Genomic DNA, 13,391 nt, shown 5'->3' with positions numbered 1-13,391 from the left:
GGGCAGGGACGCCCCGTCGCGGCGGCCCGCGGAGCAATGCCGGAGTGCGGGCACACCGAGCCTAAGCGAGGTGCCGAGTGGTGGGGCAAGAGCCCTTTTGGTTACTTTTGGGGCTCTTTTCCAAAAGTGACCCGCTGTAAGAGCGGAACCAATAGCAGCCGTTACCGAAGAAACGGATATGTACTCTCCCCGCCCAGATAGAAAACCAGACTCACAACCTCAGAGAATGCCGCGCCACTCCGCTTTCCGTGCTTCTGCGCCGACACCCCGATACCGCAATACCGCAATACCGCAATACCGTCGCGAGTATGGTCATGCAGCACCGCTTGCAGCGAACGCCCGAGTACTGACCGTTCACGCCGCATTGCGGACCTTGTGCAACGACGCCGCAACCAACTGGCCAAACGCATCCACCGGCCCCTGCAGGTTGCCAAGGAAGTGCGGGTAGATCAGCCACAAATCCATCACCGGCTTGAAATCCTTCAACGGCATGGCCGCCAACTGATCACGATGGGCACTGCGCTCCAGCAACGGCCGCGGCACCAGGCCAAGGCCCAGGCCGTCCGCCACCAGGCCCAGTTGCAGCTCAGTGCCGAAGGTCTCCAGGTTAACCCGCAACGCCAGGCCCTGGTCCGACAAGGTGCGCTGCAACCCGGCGCGGAAACCACAGCCATCCGGGTTCAGAATCCAGCCGCTCTGGTACACGTCCGCCAGCTTGCAAGGCTTCTTCGGCAGTTGGCCCTTGGCGCACACAACCACCAGTTCCAGCTTGCCGAGGGACTCGCCGACGATGTTGTCCGGGAAGATCTTGCCCGCCGGGAACAACGCGGCCGCCGCGTCCAGTTCGCCGCGCTCGATCTTGCCCACCAGCTGGCTGCCCCAACCCGTGGCCACCTGGGCCCGCAGTTCAGGGTATTCGTTGCGCAGGTGCTTGAGGGCATCCAGCAGCACCACGTCGCCGATGGTTTGTGGCACACCCAGGCGCAGCAGTCCGGTGGGCGGTGCGTCGGTAGCCACCAGCTCCCGCAGGGCGTCCATTTCCCGCAGGATCGAACGGCACTGTTCATACACCCGCGTACCAATCAACGTAGGCTTGAGCGGCTTGGTATTGCGGTCGAACAACTCCACCCCCAGCGCCTGCTCGAAGTTCTGCACACGACGGGTAATGGCCGGCTGGGTCAGTTGCAATGACTCGGCGGCATGGCTGATGGACTGGCAACGAATCACTTCGACAAACGCATCGATATCGTCAATTTTCATTTGGGCCGCACATAGAGAACAGTCATTAAGATGTGTGAAAAGCATAGTTCCATAACCGGTGGCTGGATAGCCTGCCACCGGGCCGATAACCTACAGCGCCATTCAAACCGGTTCTAAATTACTTTCAGCTATAACCTAATCATTAAAAAACAGCATATTAACTATAAACATTATGCTTAGATAAACCCATCACCACGAACCACCCACGATGGAATTGTCATGACCCTGGCCCGACACCCGGAGAGACTCAGAGCATTCATTGGCGCCCTGGCGGAATTGATCGACGGCAACCCGCGGGAAGGCGACCTGCTGCACCGCGGCGGCAAGCTGCTGGCACAACTGGTAAGCCACGACGACTGGCTGCCGGACGATTTTGCCCAACCCAATCCCGAGCGTTATCAGCAATTCCTGCTGCACGCCGATTCGCGCCAGCGCTTCAGTATCGTCAGCTTTGTGTGGGGGCCGGGGCAAACCACGCCGATCCATGACCACCGGGTGTGGGGGCTGATCGGCATGTTGCGGGGTTCCGAGTACTCCCAGGGTTTTGCGCGCAACGCCGAGGGCGCACTGATCGCCGAGGGCAAACGCATTCAGCTGGAACCCGGCCAGGTGGAAGCGGTGTCGCCAAAGATCGGTGACATCCATCAGGTCAGCAATGCCTTCGACGACCAGGTGTCCGTCAGCATTCACGTGTACGGCGCCAATATCGGTGCCGTACGCCGCGCCGTGTATCAGCCGGACGGCAGCGAGAAGCTGTTTATCTCCGGTTACTCCAACGCGTTTCTCCCAAACATCTGGGATTTGTCCAAAGAGAGCCCTGCCCCATGACTGCATCGAACCGCACCTTCGCCCAGATTCGCCAGGCCCTGCTGGACCGTGAAGAAGTCGCCCTTGTGGACGTGCGCGAAGAAGCGCCTTTCGCCGAATCCCACCCGCTGTTTGCCGCGAATATCCCGCTGTCGAAACTGGAGCTGGAGGTGTACTCGCGCATCCCGCGCCTGAACACCTACGTGACCGTGTACGACAACGGTGAAGGCCTGGCACAGATCGCCGCCCAGCGTTTGCAGACCCTCGGCTATACCGAGGTGAGCCTGTTGGAAGGCGGCCTGGACGGTTGGCGCAACGCCGGTGGCGAGCTGTTTATCGACGTCAACGTACCGAGCAAATCCTTTGGCGAACTGGTGGAAAGCCAGCGCCACACACCGTCCCTGGCGGCCGAAGAAGTGCAGGCCTTGCTCGACAGCAACGCCGATGTGGTGGTGCTCGACGCCCGCCGCTTTGATGAATACCAGACCATGAGCATTCCCACCGGCATCAGCGTGCCCGGCGCCGAACTGGTGCTGCGCGCCCGTGAACTGGCACCCGACCCGGCCACCCGTATCATCGTCAATTGCGCCGGGCGCACCCGCAGCATCATCGGCACCCAGTCGCTGATCAATGCCGGCATCGCCAACCCGGTGTCGGCCCTGCGCAACGGCACCATCGGCTGGACCCTGGCCGGGCAGACGCTGCAACACGGCCAGGCCCGACGCTTTGCGCCGACCTCCGAAGCGCATCGCCAGATCGCCGCCAAGGACGCCCGCCGAGTGGCCGACAAAGCCCGTGTTGGCCGCGCCACCCTGGCCGACCTGCAACGCTGGCAACAGGACGCGGCGCGCACCACGTATTTGTTCGATGTACGCACCCCGGAAGAATTCGAAGCCGGCCACCTGCCTGGGGCGCGCTCCACGCCGGGCGGCCAACTGGTGCAGGAAACCGATCACGTCGCCAGCGTGCGTGGCGCCCGGCTGGTGCTGGCGGATGACGACGGCGTGCGGGCGAATATGTCTGCCTCGTGGCTCGCGCAACTGGGCTGGGACGTGCATGTGCTGGATGACCTGCAACCCGCGCATTTCAGCGAACAAGGCGCCTGGGTCGCCCCCGTTCCGGCGCCGCAACAGGCCGAACTGATCAGCCCGCACACCCTCGCCGAATGGCAGGCTCATGGCGACACCGCCGTACTGGATTTCACCGCCAGCGCCCACTACGTCAAGCGCCACATTCCCGGTGCGTGGTGGGCGTTGCGTGCACAGCTGCCGCACGCCTTGCGCAAGGTGCCTGCCGCCGAACGCTATGTACTGACCTGCGGCAGCAGCCAGCTGGCGCGCCTGGCAGTGGCCGAAGTGCAGGCGCTGACCGGCAAGCCCGTGTTCCTGCTGCGAGACGGCACCGCCAGCTGGATCGCCGCGCAACTGCCCCTGGAAGAAGGTGAAACCCGCCTCGCCTCGCCGCGCATCGACCGCTACCGCCGCCCATACGAAGGCACCGACAGCCCGAGGGAAGCCATGCAGGCCTACCTGGACTGGGAGTTCGGCCTGGTGGACCAACTGGCCCGCGACGGCACCCATGGGTTTTATGTGATCTGAAAAACCACGCCCCACCCGATGGGGCTGGTCCTATAGACCAGTCCTATGGGCGTCAGCTCTGTGCAGGCGGCTCAGGCTGGAAGGCGGCAACCATACCCGCGACCAGCAAAATCCCGACGGATAACCACAGGCCGTTTCGCACACCACTCGCGCCATCGGCGAGAGCGCCACTGAGCAAGGGTCCGATGCATTGACCCAGGCCGAACGCAATGGTCAGCGCACCCACCGCCGAGGTCAGCGCGTGAGGAGCAACCGCCTTACGCGCAAAAGAGGTGACGGCGGCGATCACCGCGAGGAAAGAGCCACCAAACAGCAAGGCTGATACATAAGCGGCAAAAACACCGTCAAAAAACAACGGCACTGCCGCACCGATTGCCACCACACCGATGGTGAACGCGGTGCCCCACCCGCCCCTGAGCCGCCCGAGCAGGGGCCCCCAGACGAACGCCCCGACCACCGAAGCGGCGCCGACGAGGCACCAGAACAGCGTGATACGTTCATCGGTGAACCCTTGTTCATTTCTCAGAAACGCAACGATGAACGTCGCGTAAGCAATGTACCCCGCGCCATACAGGCCATAAGCGATCAACTTGCGCGCCATGAAGACCGGCGACCAGGCTACCGGCCCGGCCCCACCGGGGCCACGAACGTTCGGCGGACACCGGCCAAGGGACCAGCAACCGAACAACGTGGCGACCAACGAAAGGAGGCCCAACACGAACCATCCTCCACGCCATCCCGTCATGTCGAGAAACGGCAGCACACCGAGTGCCGAAGCAATCACGCCGATACCCGCGCCGGAAAAATAGATCCCCAGCAGCAAAGCCGCGCGACCTTTCCTGTCGCCACCGGTGGCCGCCGAGGTGAGCCCGGCGCCGGATACAAACGCCACGGCTCCCGCTAACCCGGCGATAAAACGCAGCAGCAACAGCAGCCTGAAATCGGCTGTCAGCCCCATCGCGCCGACCACCAGCGCGGTCAGCAAAAGGCCCGTGGCAAAAACCCGCTTGTCCCCTGCCCTTTTTCCAAGGGGCGCCGCCACCAGAGCGCCGGCCAGGTACCCGCACGCATTCGCCGTGCTGATGGCGCCTGCATCGGCAAAACTCCATCCAAGCTCGGCTCTCATTAACGGCAACAGCAACGCATAAGCGAATCGGGATAGGCCTAACGCAACGGCCGGTGCCATCGCCAAGCCGAAGAAAACCCACAGGGGCACCTGCTTGGCGCCCTGCGACAGTACGGCGGTCAAATCATGGCGGTCCGTGCCAGCTTGAGTAGTCATGGGTCGGTGTTCTCACGCGATTACAGGCGACCAATATCCACCTGTCTGTTAGCCAAAAAACAAGTTGCTGTGCCTATGGCGAGGGATCTCTTTTATGCCTAAAGTCGCAGCAACCAGCGGTTTATAGCTCAGTGTGGGCGCCCAGCCAGATGCTGCCCAACCATATCGACTGACAATCACTGTGAGTGGAACTAACAACCTTGATTCCCTACTTGCCCCCGCTCCAAACATTGCGCGCCTTCGAAGCCGCTGCACGGCATCTGAGCTACAGCCGGGCCGCGCAGGAACTTTCACTGACCCACGGTGCGATCAGCCAGCACATCGCCCGGCTTGAACGTGACCTTGAAGGCATCCGGTTATTTGTCAGGGAAGGCCAGCGAATGATCCTGACCGAGGCAGGCCAGGTGCTGATCCTGGAGGTTCGCGAGGGATTGAATGCCCTGGCCCAGGCATTCGATAACGCCCGTGCCCGCCCGCGCCTCGCAGCCAGCGCAACACCTTTGACCATCAGCGTGTTGCCCAGTCTCGCCCTGCGCTGGCTGGTCCCACGGTTGCCGGCGTTTCAAGCGCAGCACCCCCACATCGAGATCGCCATCCGGCCGACCGCCATGCTCGCGGCGCTGGACGGCCGCGACGGTATTGATCTCGCCATCCGTTATGGTCGGGGAAGCTGGCCGGGGCTGCACGCACTCAAACTGATGAAAAGCACCCTCTTCCCCGTATGCAGCCCCGGGCTGCTGGCGCAAAGCCCCATGCGCACGCCAAGCGATTGGCTGCACATGCCCCTGCTCAGAAATCCACGACAAGCCTGGCGCCCCTGGTTTCGAGCCGCAGGCCTGGAGGCTCCGGCGCCGTCTCAGGGGCCGGTGTACGACGACGCAGGGCTGACGCTACAGGCGGCGATATCCGGCCAGGGCGTGGCGCTGGCGCGAGATGTGTTGGTGGCGGATGACCTCGCCACCGGCCGCCTGGTGCGAGTCAGCGATACCGAAATGGAGGACACCCTGAGCTGGTTTTTGGTCTGGCGTGAACCGCTGCTCTGCAACCACGCCGATTTTGAAACGCTGCGCGATTGGCTAATAACGGAAGGCAGCCTGATTTAGAGGGGGAACGGACACCTCGCAACCTCATCATCCGCCCCCAATAAATGCACATGCAGCATAATTATCTACGCCATAATCATTTATTTTAATAATTAACTTATAACCAGAAAGACTTTCACAGGCAGTTTTTATGGGAATAACGTTACCCCCTCACCGACCCCTTCTCCAGGCGGAGGTAACCGAAAAACCTCAAAATTCGCCTGGAGCCTGCACCTCATGGTAGTTGCCACCCTTTTCAAGCGGCTGCTGTTCAGCACCGTTTTCGCCCTGAGCCTGATCACCACCGCCCAGGCCGCCGACCTGCAACCCCTGCGGGTGGCCAACCAGAAATCCACGATCAAGGCCCTGCTGGAAGTCGCCGGCGAAACCAGGAACGTGCCCTACGACATCCAGTGGTCCGAATTCCCCGCCGCCGCGCCGTTGGGCGAAGCGCTCAACGCCGGTGCGGTGGACATCGGCGCCCTGGGAGACGCGCCCTACGTGTTCGCCCTCGGTGCCGGTGCACCGCTGAAGGTGGTCAGCATCATCCACGCCGAAGGCCGCAACACCACCGCGTTGATCGTGCCCAAGGATTCCCCGATCCACGACCTCGCCGACCTCAAGGGCAAGCGCATCGTCACCACCCGCGGCTCCATCGGGCACTTCCTGGCGATCAAGGCGTTGCGCAGCGTGGGCCTGTCCACCCACGACGTGCAGTTCATTTTCCTGCTGCCCAGCGAGTCACGCCTGGTGCTGGATAACGGCACCGTCGACGCCTGGTCCACCTGGGACCCCTACACCACCGTCGTCACGTCCCAAAGCCAGGCCAGGGTCCTCGCCAGCGGCAATAACCTGCTGAGCAACCACCTGTACCTGGCCGCCACCAGCAAGGCGATCGCCGACAAACGCGTGCAACTGGATGACTTTGTCGCCCGGGTGGACCGCGCCTACCGCTGGAGCAACGATCATCCCCAGGCTTTCGCTGCGGCCATGGCGAAAATCACCGGTTTACCGCTGGAGGTGCACGTGGCCGTGGCCAACGCTACCCATATGCAACCCGTCCCGATTGACGACACGGTGATCAGCGGCCTGCAAACCACCGCCGATATTTACCAGGAAGAAGGCCTGCTGACCCGACACATCGACGTTTCCCAGGGCTTCGACACGAGCTTCAACGCCAAGCGTACGCCCCTTACCCAAGCTTCCCGCTGACAAACCGTCAGGGGATGACGCCAGTCTTCGGCAGGCGATATTGACTCAACAACCGCCGGCCAGGCGCTCACGCAGGAACTCGATCAACGCTTGCACCGGGCGCGAACTCTGGCGGTGTTGGGGGTACACGGCGGAAAGGGTCAGGGACTCGGGCGCGAAGTCTTCCAGCAGTGTCACCAGCCGGCCGTCCTGCAGGGCTTGGGCGACGATAAAGTTCGGCAAATAGGTGATGCCCAATCCTGCAATCGCGGCTTCGCACAGCAGCTCGCCGTTGTTCACGCGCATGCGCCCGCTGACGTTTCGGGTGTGGGGTTTGCCGTCGACCTTGAAGTGCCATTGCACCTGGCGTGCGTGGCCGTAAGGCAGGCATTCGTGGTCGGCCAGGTCGTCGGGGCGTTGCGGTGTACCGTGACCGGCCAGGTAATCCGGGCTGGCGCAGTACACGCGCTGCACGCTGGCGATGCGCCGGGCGATCAGGGTCGAGTCTTCGAGGGTGCCGATGCGCAGCACCAGGTCATAGCCTTCGCTGATCAGGTCCACCGGGCGGTCGCTCAGGTCGACTTCCACAGTGACGTGGGGATGGCGTTGCAGGAACAGCGGCAACAGGCTGCCCAGGTGTGCCATGGCGAACGACAACGGCGCGCTCAGGCGAATGGTGCCCCGGGGGTCGGTGTTTTGCCCGGCGATGCCCTGCTCCACTTGCTCGACTTCACTGAGCAGGCGCAAGGCAGATTCGTAGTAACTCTGGCCCAGGGGCGTGACGTCCAGGCGGCGGGTGGAGCGGTTGAGCAGGCGTACGCCCAGGCGCTCTTCCAGCTGGATCAGGCGCCGGCTGACAAATTGCTTGGACAGGCCTAGGTGTTCGGCGGCGGCGGTAAAACTGCCGGATTCCATGACCTGGCAGAACAGGCGCATGTCTTCGAAGGGGTTCATTGTCGCTTCTCGGTGGACGCTGAAGCTCTTTATAACCGGGTTGTCGCATCACCACCAATCAAATATCGATACCCCTGTGGCGAGGGCGCTTGCTCCCGCTGGGCTGCGTAGCGGCCCCAAAAATCCTGGGAGCGCTTCGCACTCCAGCGGGAGCAAGCTCCCTCGCCACAGCAAGCGCCCTCGCCACAAGGAGGTTGCTTCGCCCTGAGGTTACTTGGCCGCCAGTGCCGAGTAGCTGTTCATCAGGTTGCGATAGTTGGGAATGCGCGGCGACAGCAGGTTGGCCAGGCCTTCCATGTCGTTGCGCCAGTCCACCTGCAGCTCGCAGGCCACCGAGAACCAGTTCACCAGTTGTGCACCGGCTGCCGTCATCCGCGCCCACGCCGCCTGTTGTACGGTTTCGTTAAAGGTGCCCGACGCGTCGGTGACCACGAACACTTCAAAGCCTTCGGCCAAGGCCGACAACGTCGGGAAGGTCACGCACACGTCGGTCACCACGCCCGCAATGATCAGTTGCTTGCGCCCGGTGGCTTTCACCGCCTTGACGAAATCTGCGTTGTCCCAGGCATTGATCTGGCCAGGGCGCGGGATGTACGGCGCGTCCGGGAACAGTTCCTTGAGCTCCGGTACCATCGGGCCGTTGGGGCCGTTTTCGAAGCTGGTGGTGAGGATGGTCGGCAGCTTGAAGAACTTGGCCAGGTCCGCCAGGGCCAGCACGTTGTTCTTGAATTCGTTGGGCGAGAAATCCTGCACCAGGGAAATCAGGCCGGTCTGGTGATCCACCAGCAGCACCACGGCGTCATCTTTGTTCAGGCGTTTGTAAGTCATGGGAATACTCCGTTGAGGGTTGAGTCAGAAGGCAAAACACGAGCAGCCAAATGCGCCCCAGAAACCCTGGAAATCGCTGACCGGTACGTTCGAGAGACGCGCCCGTTCATGGCTATGGGAATGCACACCGCACGGGCCGCTGCACTGGTGCACCTGGGCCTGCAGGGGTGAAGTCGGGCGCCAGTGGCCCGGCACCTTGACCACCGGCGACCAGTCCGGCAGCACCGGCACGCGGGGTGGTGCGAAATCTTCAAAGTCGCCGGCGCCGTATACCACCTTGCCGCCGACCACGGTCAGCACCGATTCGATCCACTTGATGGCTTCTTCGTCGACGCTGAAAAAGTCCGCCGAGAGTGCCGCCACGTCCGCCAGTTGGCCGACCTTGATCTGGCCCTTCTTGCCCTGCTCGGACGAGAACCAGGCGCTGCCATGGGTAAACAGTTCCAGGGCGGTCAGCCGGGGCAAGCCTTCGGCGTGCAGTTCCAACCCGCCCACGGTGCGGCCGCTGACCATCCAGTACAGCGAGGTCCAGGGGTTGTAGCTCGACACACGGGTGGCGTCGGTGCCGGCGCCCACCGGAACGCCTTCGGCGAGCATGCGCTTGATCGGCGGCGTGGCCTCGGCGGCCTTGGCGCCGTAGCGCTCCACAAAGTACTCACCCTGGAACGCCATGCGGTCCTGGATCGCAATGCCGCCGCCCAGGGCCCGCACCCGCTCGATGTTCTGCGGGGTGATGGTTTCGGCGTGGTCGAAGAACCATGGCAGGCCGTTGAACGGGATGTCGCGGTTGACCTTCTCGAACACGTCGAGCATGCGCGAAATGGATTCGTTGTAGGTGGCGTGCAGGCGGAACGGCCAGCGCTGTTCCACCAGGTGGCGCACCACCGGTTCCAGTTCCTGCTCCATGGTCAGCGGCAGGTCCGGGCGTGGCTCCAGGAAGTCTTCGAAGTCGGCCGCCGAGAACACCAGCATCTCGCCGGCGCCGTTGTGGCGCAGGTAGTCGTCGCCCTGGTGCAGGGTCACGCTGCCGGTCCAATGCTTGAAGTCGCTGAGTTCTTCCTTGGGCTTCTGGGTGAACAGGTTGTAGGCGATGCGCACGGTCAGTTGCTCGTGCTTGGCCAACTGCTCGATCACCGCGTAATCGTCGGGGTAGTTCTGGAAACCGCCACCGGCGTCGATGGCGCTGGTGAGCCCCAGGCGGTTGAGTTCACGCATGAACTGGCGGGTGGAATTCACCTGGTATTCCAGGGGCAGTTTCGGGCCCTTGGCCAGGGTCGCGTAGAGAATCATCGCGTTGGGCTTGGCCACCAGCATGCCGGTGGGGTTGCCGTTGCTGTCGCGTACGATCTCGCCGCCGGGCGGGTTCGGTGTGTCCTTGGTGTAGCCGGCCACGCGCAGGGCAGCGCGGTTGAGCAAGGCACGGTCATACAGGTGCAACACGAACACCGGGGTGTCGGGGGCGGCCTGGTTGAGTTCGTCGAGGGTGGGCATGCGCTTTTCGGCGAACTGGAATTCGTTCCAGCCGCCCACCACCCTCACCCACTGCGGCGTGGGTGTGCGGTCGGCCTGGTCCTTGAGCATCCGTAGGGCATCGGCCAGGGACGGCACGCCTTCCCAGCGCAGTTCGAGGTTGTAGTTCAACCCGCCACGGATCAGGTGCAAGTGCGAGTCGTTGAGGCCGGGGATGACGGTGCGGCCCTTGAGGTCGATGACCTGGGTACCACTGCCGCGCAGGGCCATGGCTTCGCCGTCGGTGCCCACCGCGACAAAGCGTCCCTGGTGGATGGCGACTGCGCTGGCGCGGGGGTTTTCACGGTCCACGGTGTGGAACTGGCCATTGAACAGAATCAGATCGGCGTTCATAGGGTTTCCTTTACAGAGGCTTCAAGCCAGGGCGCGAACAGGCGGGTGGCCGCCGGCATCAGCAGGTAAACCACCAATACAACGATGGTCAGCGTGACCAGGAAGGTGGCGACGATGTAGTTGGACAGGAACGGATGCAGCCGCAGGACCGGGCCCCAGATAATCGGCACCAGCAGCGTCAGCGGCAAAATCACCAGCAGCGTGACCACCGCCTGTTTCCAGCGCGGCGGCTTGGCAACGGTATCGGCCTGGGGCGAGAACCAGAACTCGTTCACCGCGCCGACTTCGGTCTGGTCGCCATCGGCCAACATCGGTGCGGCTTCGTTGATCAACGCCAGGCGCTGCGGCGAATCGAGCCAGCGCTCCAGGTCATCGGTGGAGCGGTAACGCAGCACGCAGGTGAACAGCGCAAGGCCGCCCTGCTTGCTGCGCACCACGTCGACGCCGAGGTGGCCCGGGCGCTCGCCGGCGATACGCACGATGCGCCGTAGCCAGGCTTCATAGTCGGCCTCAAGGCCCTGTTTTATGCGGTGCTTGACCACCAACGTGACGACTTCGTCCGGCCCGCCTTGCGCTGCTGAGTCCATCGTGCCCTTCCCCTGGATGCCTGAACGTTCGCACCAGTGTGCGACGGCCCGCTCCAGAAAAATTGCATGTATGTGCTCTGCTCAAGAGATGCTTGCAGCGGTCTACACTGGGGGTTCATTCACCGGTAAGGTGTTTGAAAACAAGCGCCCATCGACCACGGATATCGATCATGGCTCAACCCGCCGCTGCAACCGGAACGCTCTGCGCCCAACGGGAACAGAGGGTCAAGCAATTGATCCTCGCCAACCTGGCCGAACCCCTGGAGGTGACGGAACTGGCCCGCGCCTGTGAGCTGTCCCGCAGCCATTTCTCCCGGGCCTTCAAGCGCACCACGGGGGTCTCGCCCCAGGAATGGATTCGCCAGCAACGTATCAAGCGGGCCAAGGTGCTGATCACCGGCTCCGCCCTGAGCCTGACGCAGATCAGCCAGGAATGCGGATTCTGCGACCAGGCGCACTTCTGTCACCTGTTCAGCCGTAGCGAAGGCGTCAACCCGATGGCCTGGCGCAAACTTCAGCTGCGCTACCGCCAGCATCTGCGGCTGACACAGCTGGCGATCGTCAACAGCAAAGAGACAGTCATTCCGATTTCAGCTTCTTAATCAACCCATCGCTAACCAGTAATCTTCTCCTCACACCGAAGCCCTGCATCTCGCAGCCAGCTTCCCTTGAGGAGAACACCCCATGCTGACCCTTCGCAAAGCCTCGGAACGCGGCGCCGCCAATCACGGTTGGTTGAAGTCGTTCCACACCTTCTCGTTCGCCAACTACTGGAATCCCAAGGAGCAGGGTTTTTCCGACCTGTTGGTGATCAACGATGACCGGGTTGCCGCCGGCAAGGGCTTCGGCCAACACCCGCACCGCGACATGGAGATTTTCTCCTATGTGCTCGAAGGCGCCCTGGAACACAAGGACACCCTGGGCACCGGTTCGGTGATTCGCCCAGGCGACGTGCAACTGATGAGCGCCGGCAGCGGCGTGGCCCACAGCGAGTTCAACCACAGCCACACCCAGGGCGTGCACTTCCTGCAAATCTGGATCGTGCCGGACGTGGCAGGCGCTGAACCGCGCTATCAACAGGAGCACTTCACCGAGGCGCAAAAACGCGGCCGGTTGCAGTTGATCATCTCGCCGGAAGGCACCGACGGCTCCCTCGGCGTGCGCCAGGATGCGCGGGTGTATGCCGGGCTGTTCAACGGCTATGAAACCGCGAGCCTGGCCCTGGCGCCGGAGCGCTACGCCTACATCCATGTGGCGCGGGGCAGCGTTGAAGTCAACGGCCAACGCTTGCACGAAGGCGACGGTGCCCGAGTGCGCGATGAGCGGGAGATTTACCTGAGCCATGGCGAGGACGCCGAGGTGCTGGTGTTCGACCTGCGCCCTCAGGAACGGCCTGAAATGCCGTGACAGTCGGCGCGATGGCCCGGGAAAACGGGCCATCGCTGGCGTCGATAGTCACCATCAGCCCAATGAAGTTCTCTAAAAAAATCCACCGCGTAACATCGCATCCATACCCACCAACGACTTTCTCGGAGCACACCCTCATGAAACGCCAACTCTTGCTTAGCCTCGCTTTCTCGGTACTTGCTGTAAGCGCCTTGACCCAACCTGCCCTCGCTGAAGGCGGCGCGGATCGCCTGATGGACAGCCGCGTGGCTGAGGGTGGTTCTGACCGTTTGCTGGACCGCCGTGTGGCTGAAGGTGGCTCTGATCGTTTGCTGGAACGTCGTGTGGCTGAAGGTGGCGCAGACCGCATTCAAGGCAACCGCGTGGCTGAAGGTGGTGCAGACCGCCTGATGGAAAACCGTGTAGCCGAAGGTGGTGCAGACCGCCTGATGGAAAACCGCGCATAACCCCAGCTGTTTGCGGTTCACCCCCAGCCGGCCTGAATCAGCCGGCTTTTTTTCGCCTGCTGTTTACTCACCGCCAACAGCGCCAC

The 13,391-nt window shown here is 62.7% G+C and carries 13 protein-coding genes; 7 read left to right on the top strand and 6 right to left on the bottom strand.

Features of this window, described 5'->3' with window-relative positions:
• Positions 1 to 354: 354 nt before the first annotated feature.
• Positions 355 to 1,260: a LysR family transcriptional regulator gene (locus HX855_RS30710; protein WP_177090684.1), complete on the bottom strand. Its 906-nt coding sequence runs from the start codon at positions 1,258 to 1,260 to the stop codon at positions 355 to 357.
• Between the two features lie 219 nt (positions 1,261 to 1,479).
• Between HX855_RS30710 and HX855_RS30705 the strand changes: the two genes are divergently transcribed.
• Together HX855_RS30705 and HX855_RS30700 are read left to right on the top strand one after the other, a co-directional pair.
• Entirely contained in the window at positions 1,480 to 2,088 is a 609-nt protein-coding gene (locus HX855_RS30705) for a cysteine dioxygenase (protein ID WP_177090682.1), read from the top strand.
• Positions 2,085 to 3,665, top strand: a complete 1,581-nt coding sequence (locus tag HX855_RS30700; RefSeq protein WP_177090680.1) for a rhodanese homology domain-containing protein — start codon at positions 2,085 to 2,087, stop codon at positions 3,663 to 3,665. Before HX855_RS30705 ends, HX855_RS30700 begins: the two co-directional genes overlap by 4 nt.
• Positions 3,666 to 3,717: 52 nt before the next feature.
• Here the strand turns inward: HX855_RS30700 and HX855_RS30695 are convergent, their stop codons facing one another.
• Positions 3,718 to 4,947 carry a YbfB/YjiJ family MFS transporter gene (locus HX855_RS30695; protein ID WP_177090678.1) on the bottom strand — a complete coding sequence of 410 codons (1,230 nt, stop codon included), beginning with the start codon at positions 4,945 to 4,947 and terminating at the stop codon, positions 3,718 to 3,720.
• Between the two features lie 200 nt (positions 4,948 to 5,147).
• Between HX855_RS30695 and gcvA the strand changes: the two genes are divergently transcribed.
• On the top strand, positions 5,148 to 6,050 hold the full coding sequence (gene gcvA, locus HX855_RS30690; protein ID WP_177090676.1) for a transcriptional regulator GcvA: 903 nt from the start codon (positions 5,148 to 5,150) through the stop codon (positions 6,048 to 6,050).
• 216 nt (positions 6,051 to 6,266) lie between these two features.
• A complete protein-coding gene (locus tag HX855_RS30685) occupies positions 6,267 to 7,241 on the top strand; it encodes an ABC transporter substrate-binding protein (protein WP_177090674.1) in 975 nt (324 codons plus the stop codon).
• A 45-nt stretch (positions 7,242 to 7,286) separates the two neighbouring features.
• Here HX855_RS30685 and HX855_RS30680 read toward each other — a convergent pair whose 3' ends face one another.
• From HX855_RS30680 to HX855_RS30665, 4 genes are all read right to left on the bottom strand, one after another.
• Positions 7,287 to 8,174 carry a LysR family transcriptional regulator gene (locus HX855_RS30680; protein WP_177090672.1) on the bottom strand — a complete coding sequence of 296 codons (888 nt, stop codon included), beginning with the start codon at positions 8,172 to 8,174 and terminating at the stop codon, positions 7,287 to 7,289.
• Between the two features lie 210 nt (positions 8,175 to 8,384).
• The gene (gene ycaC / locus HX855_RS30675; protein ID WP_177090688.1) at positions 8,385 to 9,008 is read right to left on the bottom strand and encodes an isochorismate family cysteine hydrolase YcaC; all 624 of its coding nucleotides are present in this window, start codon (positions 9,006 to 9,008) and stop codon (positions 8,385 to 8,387) included.
• Positions 9,009 to 9,026: 18 nt separating this feature from the next.
• On the bottom strand, positions 9,027 to 10,865 hold the full coding sequence (locus HX855_RS30670; protein WP_177090670.1) for an amidohydrolase: 1,839 nt from the start codon (positions 10,863 to 10,865) through the stop codon (positions 9,027 to 9,029).
• Positions 10,862 to 11,452, bottom strand: a complete 591-nt coding sequence (locus HX855_RS30665) for an antibiotic biosynthesis monooxygenase (RefSeq protein WP_177090668.1) — start codon at positions 11,450 to 11,452, stop codon at positions 10,862 to 10,864. The genes HX855_RS30670 and HX855_RS30665 overlap by 4 nt, the downstream gene beginning before the upstream one ends.
• A 170-nt stretch (positions 11,453 to 11,622) precedes the next feature.
• Here HX855_RS30665 and HX855_RS30660 point away from each other — a divergent pair, with 170 nt between their 5' ends.
• The 3 genes from HX855_RS30660 to HX855_RS30650 all read left to right on the top strand — a co-directional run bounded on the left by HX855_RS30660 (position 11,623) and on the right by HX855_RS30650 (position 13,305).
• Positions 11,623 to 12,054, top strand: coding sequence for an AraC family transcriptional regulator (locus HX855_RS30660; protein WP_256353116.1), 432 nt, complete (start codon positions 11,623 to 11,625; stop codon positions 12,052 to 12,054).
• A gap of 82 nt (positions 12,055 to 12,136) precedes the next feature.
• Positions 12,137 to 12,859 carry a pirin family protein gene (locus tag HX855_RS30655; protein ID WP_177090666.1) on the top strand — a complete coding sequence of 241 codons (723 nt, stop codon included), beginning with the start codon at positions 12,137 to 12,139 and terminating at the stop codon, positions 12,857 to 12,859.
• Between the two features lie 137 nt (positions 12,860 to 12,996).
• Positions 12,997 to 13,305, top strand: coding sequence for a hypothetical protein (locus tag HX855_RS30650; RefSeq protein ID WP_178948046.1), 309 nt, complete (start codon positions 12,997 to 12,999; stop codon positions 13,303 to 13,305).
• Positions 13,306 to 13,391 lie beyond the last annotated feature (86 nt).

This window comes from Pseudomonas sp. IPO3778, from assembly GCF_013386825.1.
Lineage (GTDB): Bacteria > Pseudomonadota > Gammaproteobacteria > Pseudomonadales > Pseudomonadaceae > Aquipseudomonas.
Note: the sequence above shows the minus strand (reverse complement) of the source record. Positions and strands in the feature narration are given on the sequence as shown.

Coding starts and splice junctions, on each gene's coding strand:
- HX855_RS30670 (WP_177090670.1), bottom strand. CDS start 10,865: ATGAACGCCGATCTGATTCTGTTCAATGGCCAGTTCCACACCGTGGAC.
- HX855_RS30705 (WP_177090682.1), top strand. CDS start 1,480: ATGACCCTGGCCCGACACCCGGAGAGACTCAGAGCATTCATTGGCGCC.
- HX855_RS30665 (WP_177090668.1), bottom strand. CDS start 11,452: ATGGACTCAGCAGCGCAAGGCGGGCCGGACGAAGTCGTCACGTTGGTG.
- HX855_RS30680 (WP_177090672.1), bottom strand. CDS start 8,174: ATGAACCCCTTCGAAGACATGCGCCTGTTCTGCCAGGTCATGGAATCC.
- HX855_RS30695 (WP_177090678.1), bottom strand. CDS start 4,947: ATGACTACTCAAGCTGGCACGGACCGCCATGATTTGACCGCCGTACTG.
- HX855_RS30660 (WP_256353116.1), top strand. CDS start 11,623: ATGGCTCAACCCGCCGCTGCAACCGGAACGCTCTGCGCCCAACGGGAA.
- HX855_RS30685 (WP_177090674.1), top strand. CDS start 6,267: ATGGTAGTTGCCACCCTTTTCAAGCGGCTGCTGTTCAGCACCGTTTTC.
- HX855_RS30655 (WP_177090666.1), top strand. CDS start 12,137: ATGCTGACCCTTCGCAAAGCCTCGGAACGCGGCGCCGCCAATCACGGT.
- HX855_RS30650 (WP_178948046.1), top strand. CDS start 12,997: ATGAAACGCCAACTCTTGCTTAGCCTCGCTTTCTCGGTACTTGCTGTA.
- HX855_RS30710 (WP_177090684.1), bottom strand. CDS start 1,260: ATGAAAATTGACGATATCGATGCGTTTGTCGAAGTGATTCGTTGCCAG.
- HX855_RS30700 (WP_177090680.1), top strand. CDS start 2,085: ATGACTGCATCGAACCGCACCTTCGCCCAGATTCGCCAGGCCCTGCTG.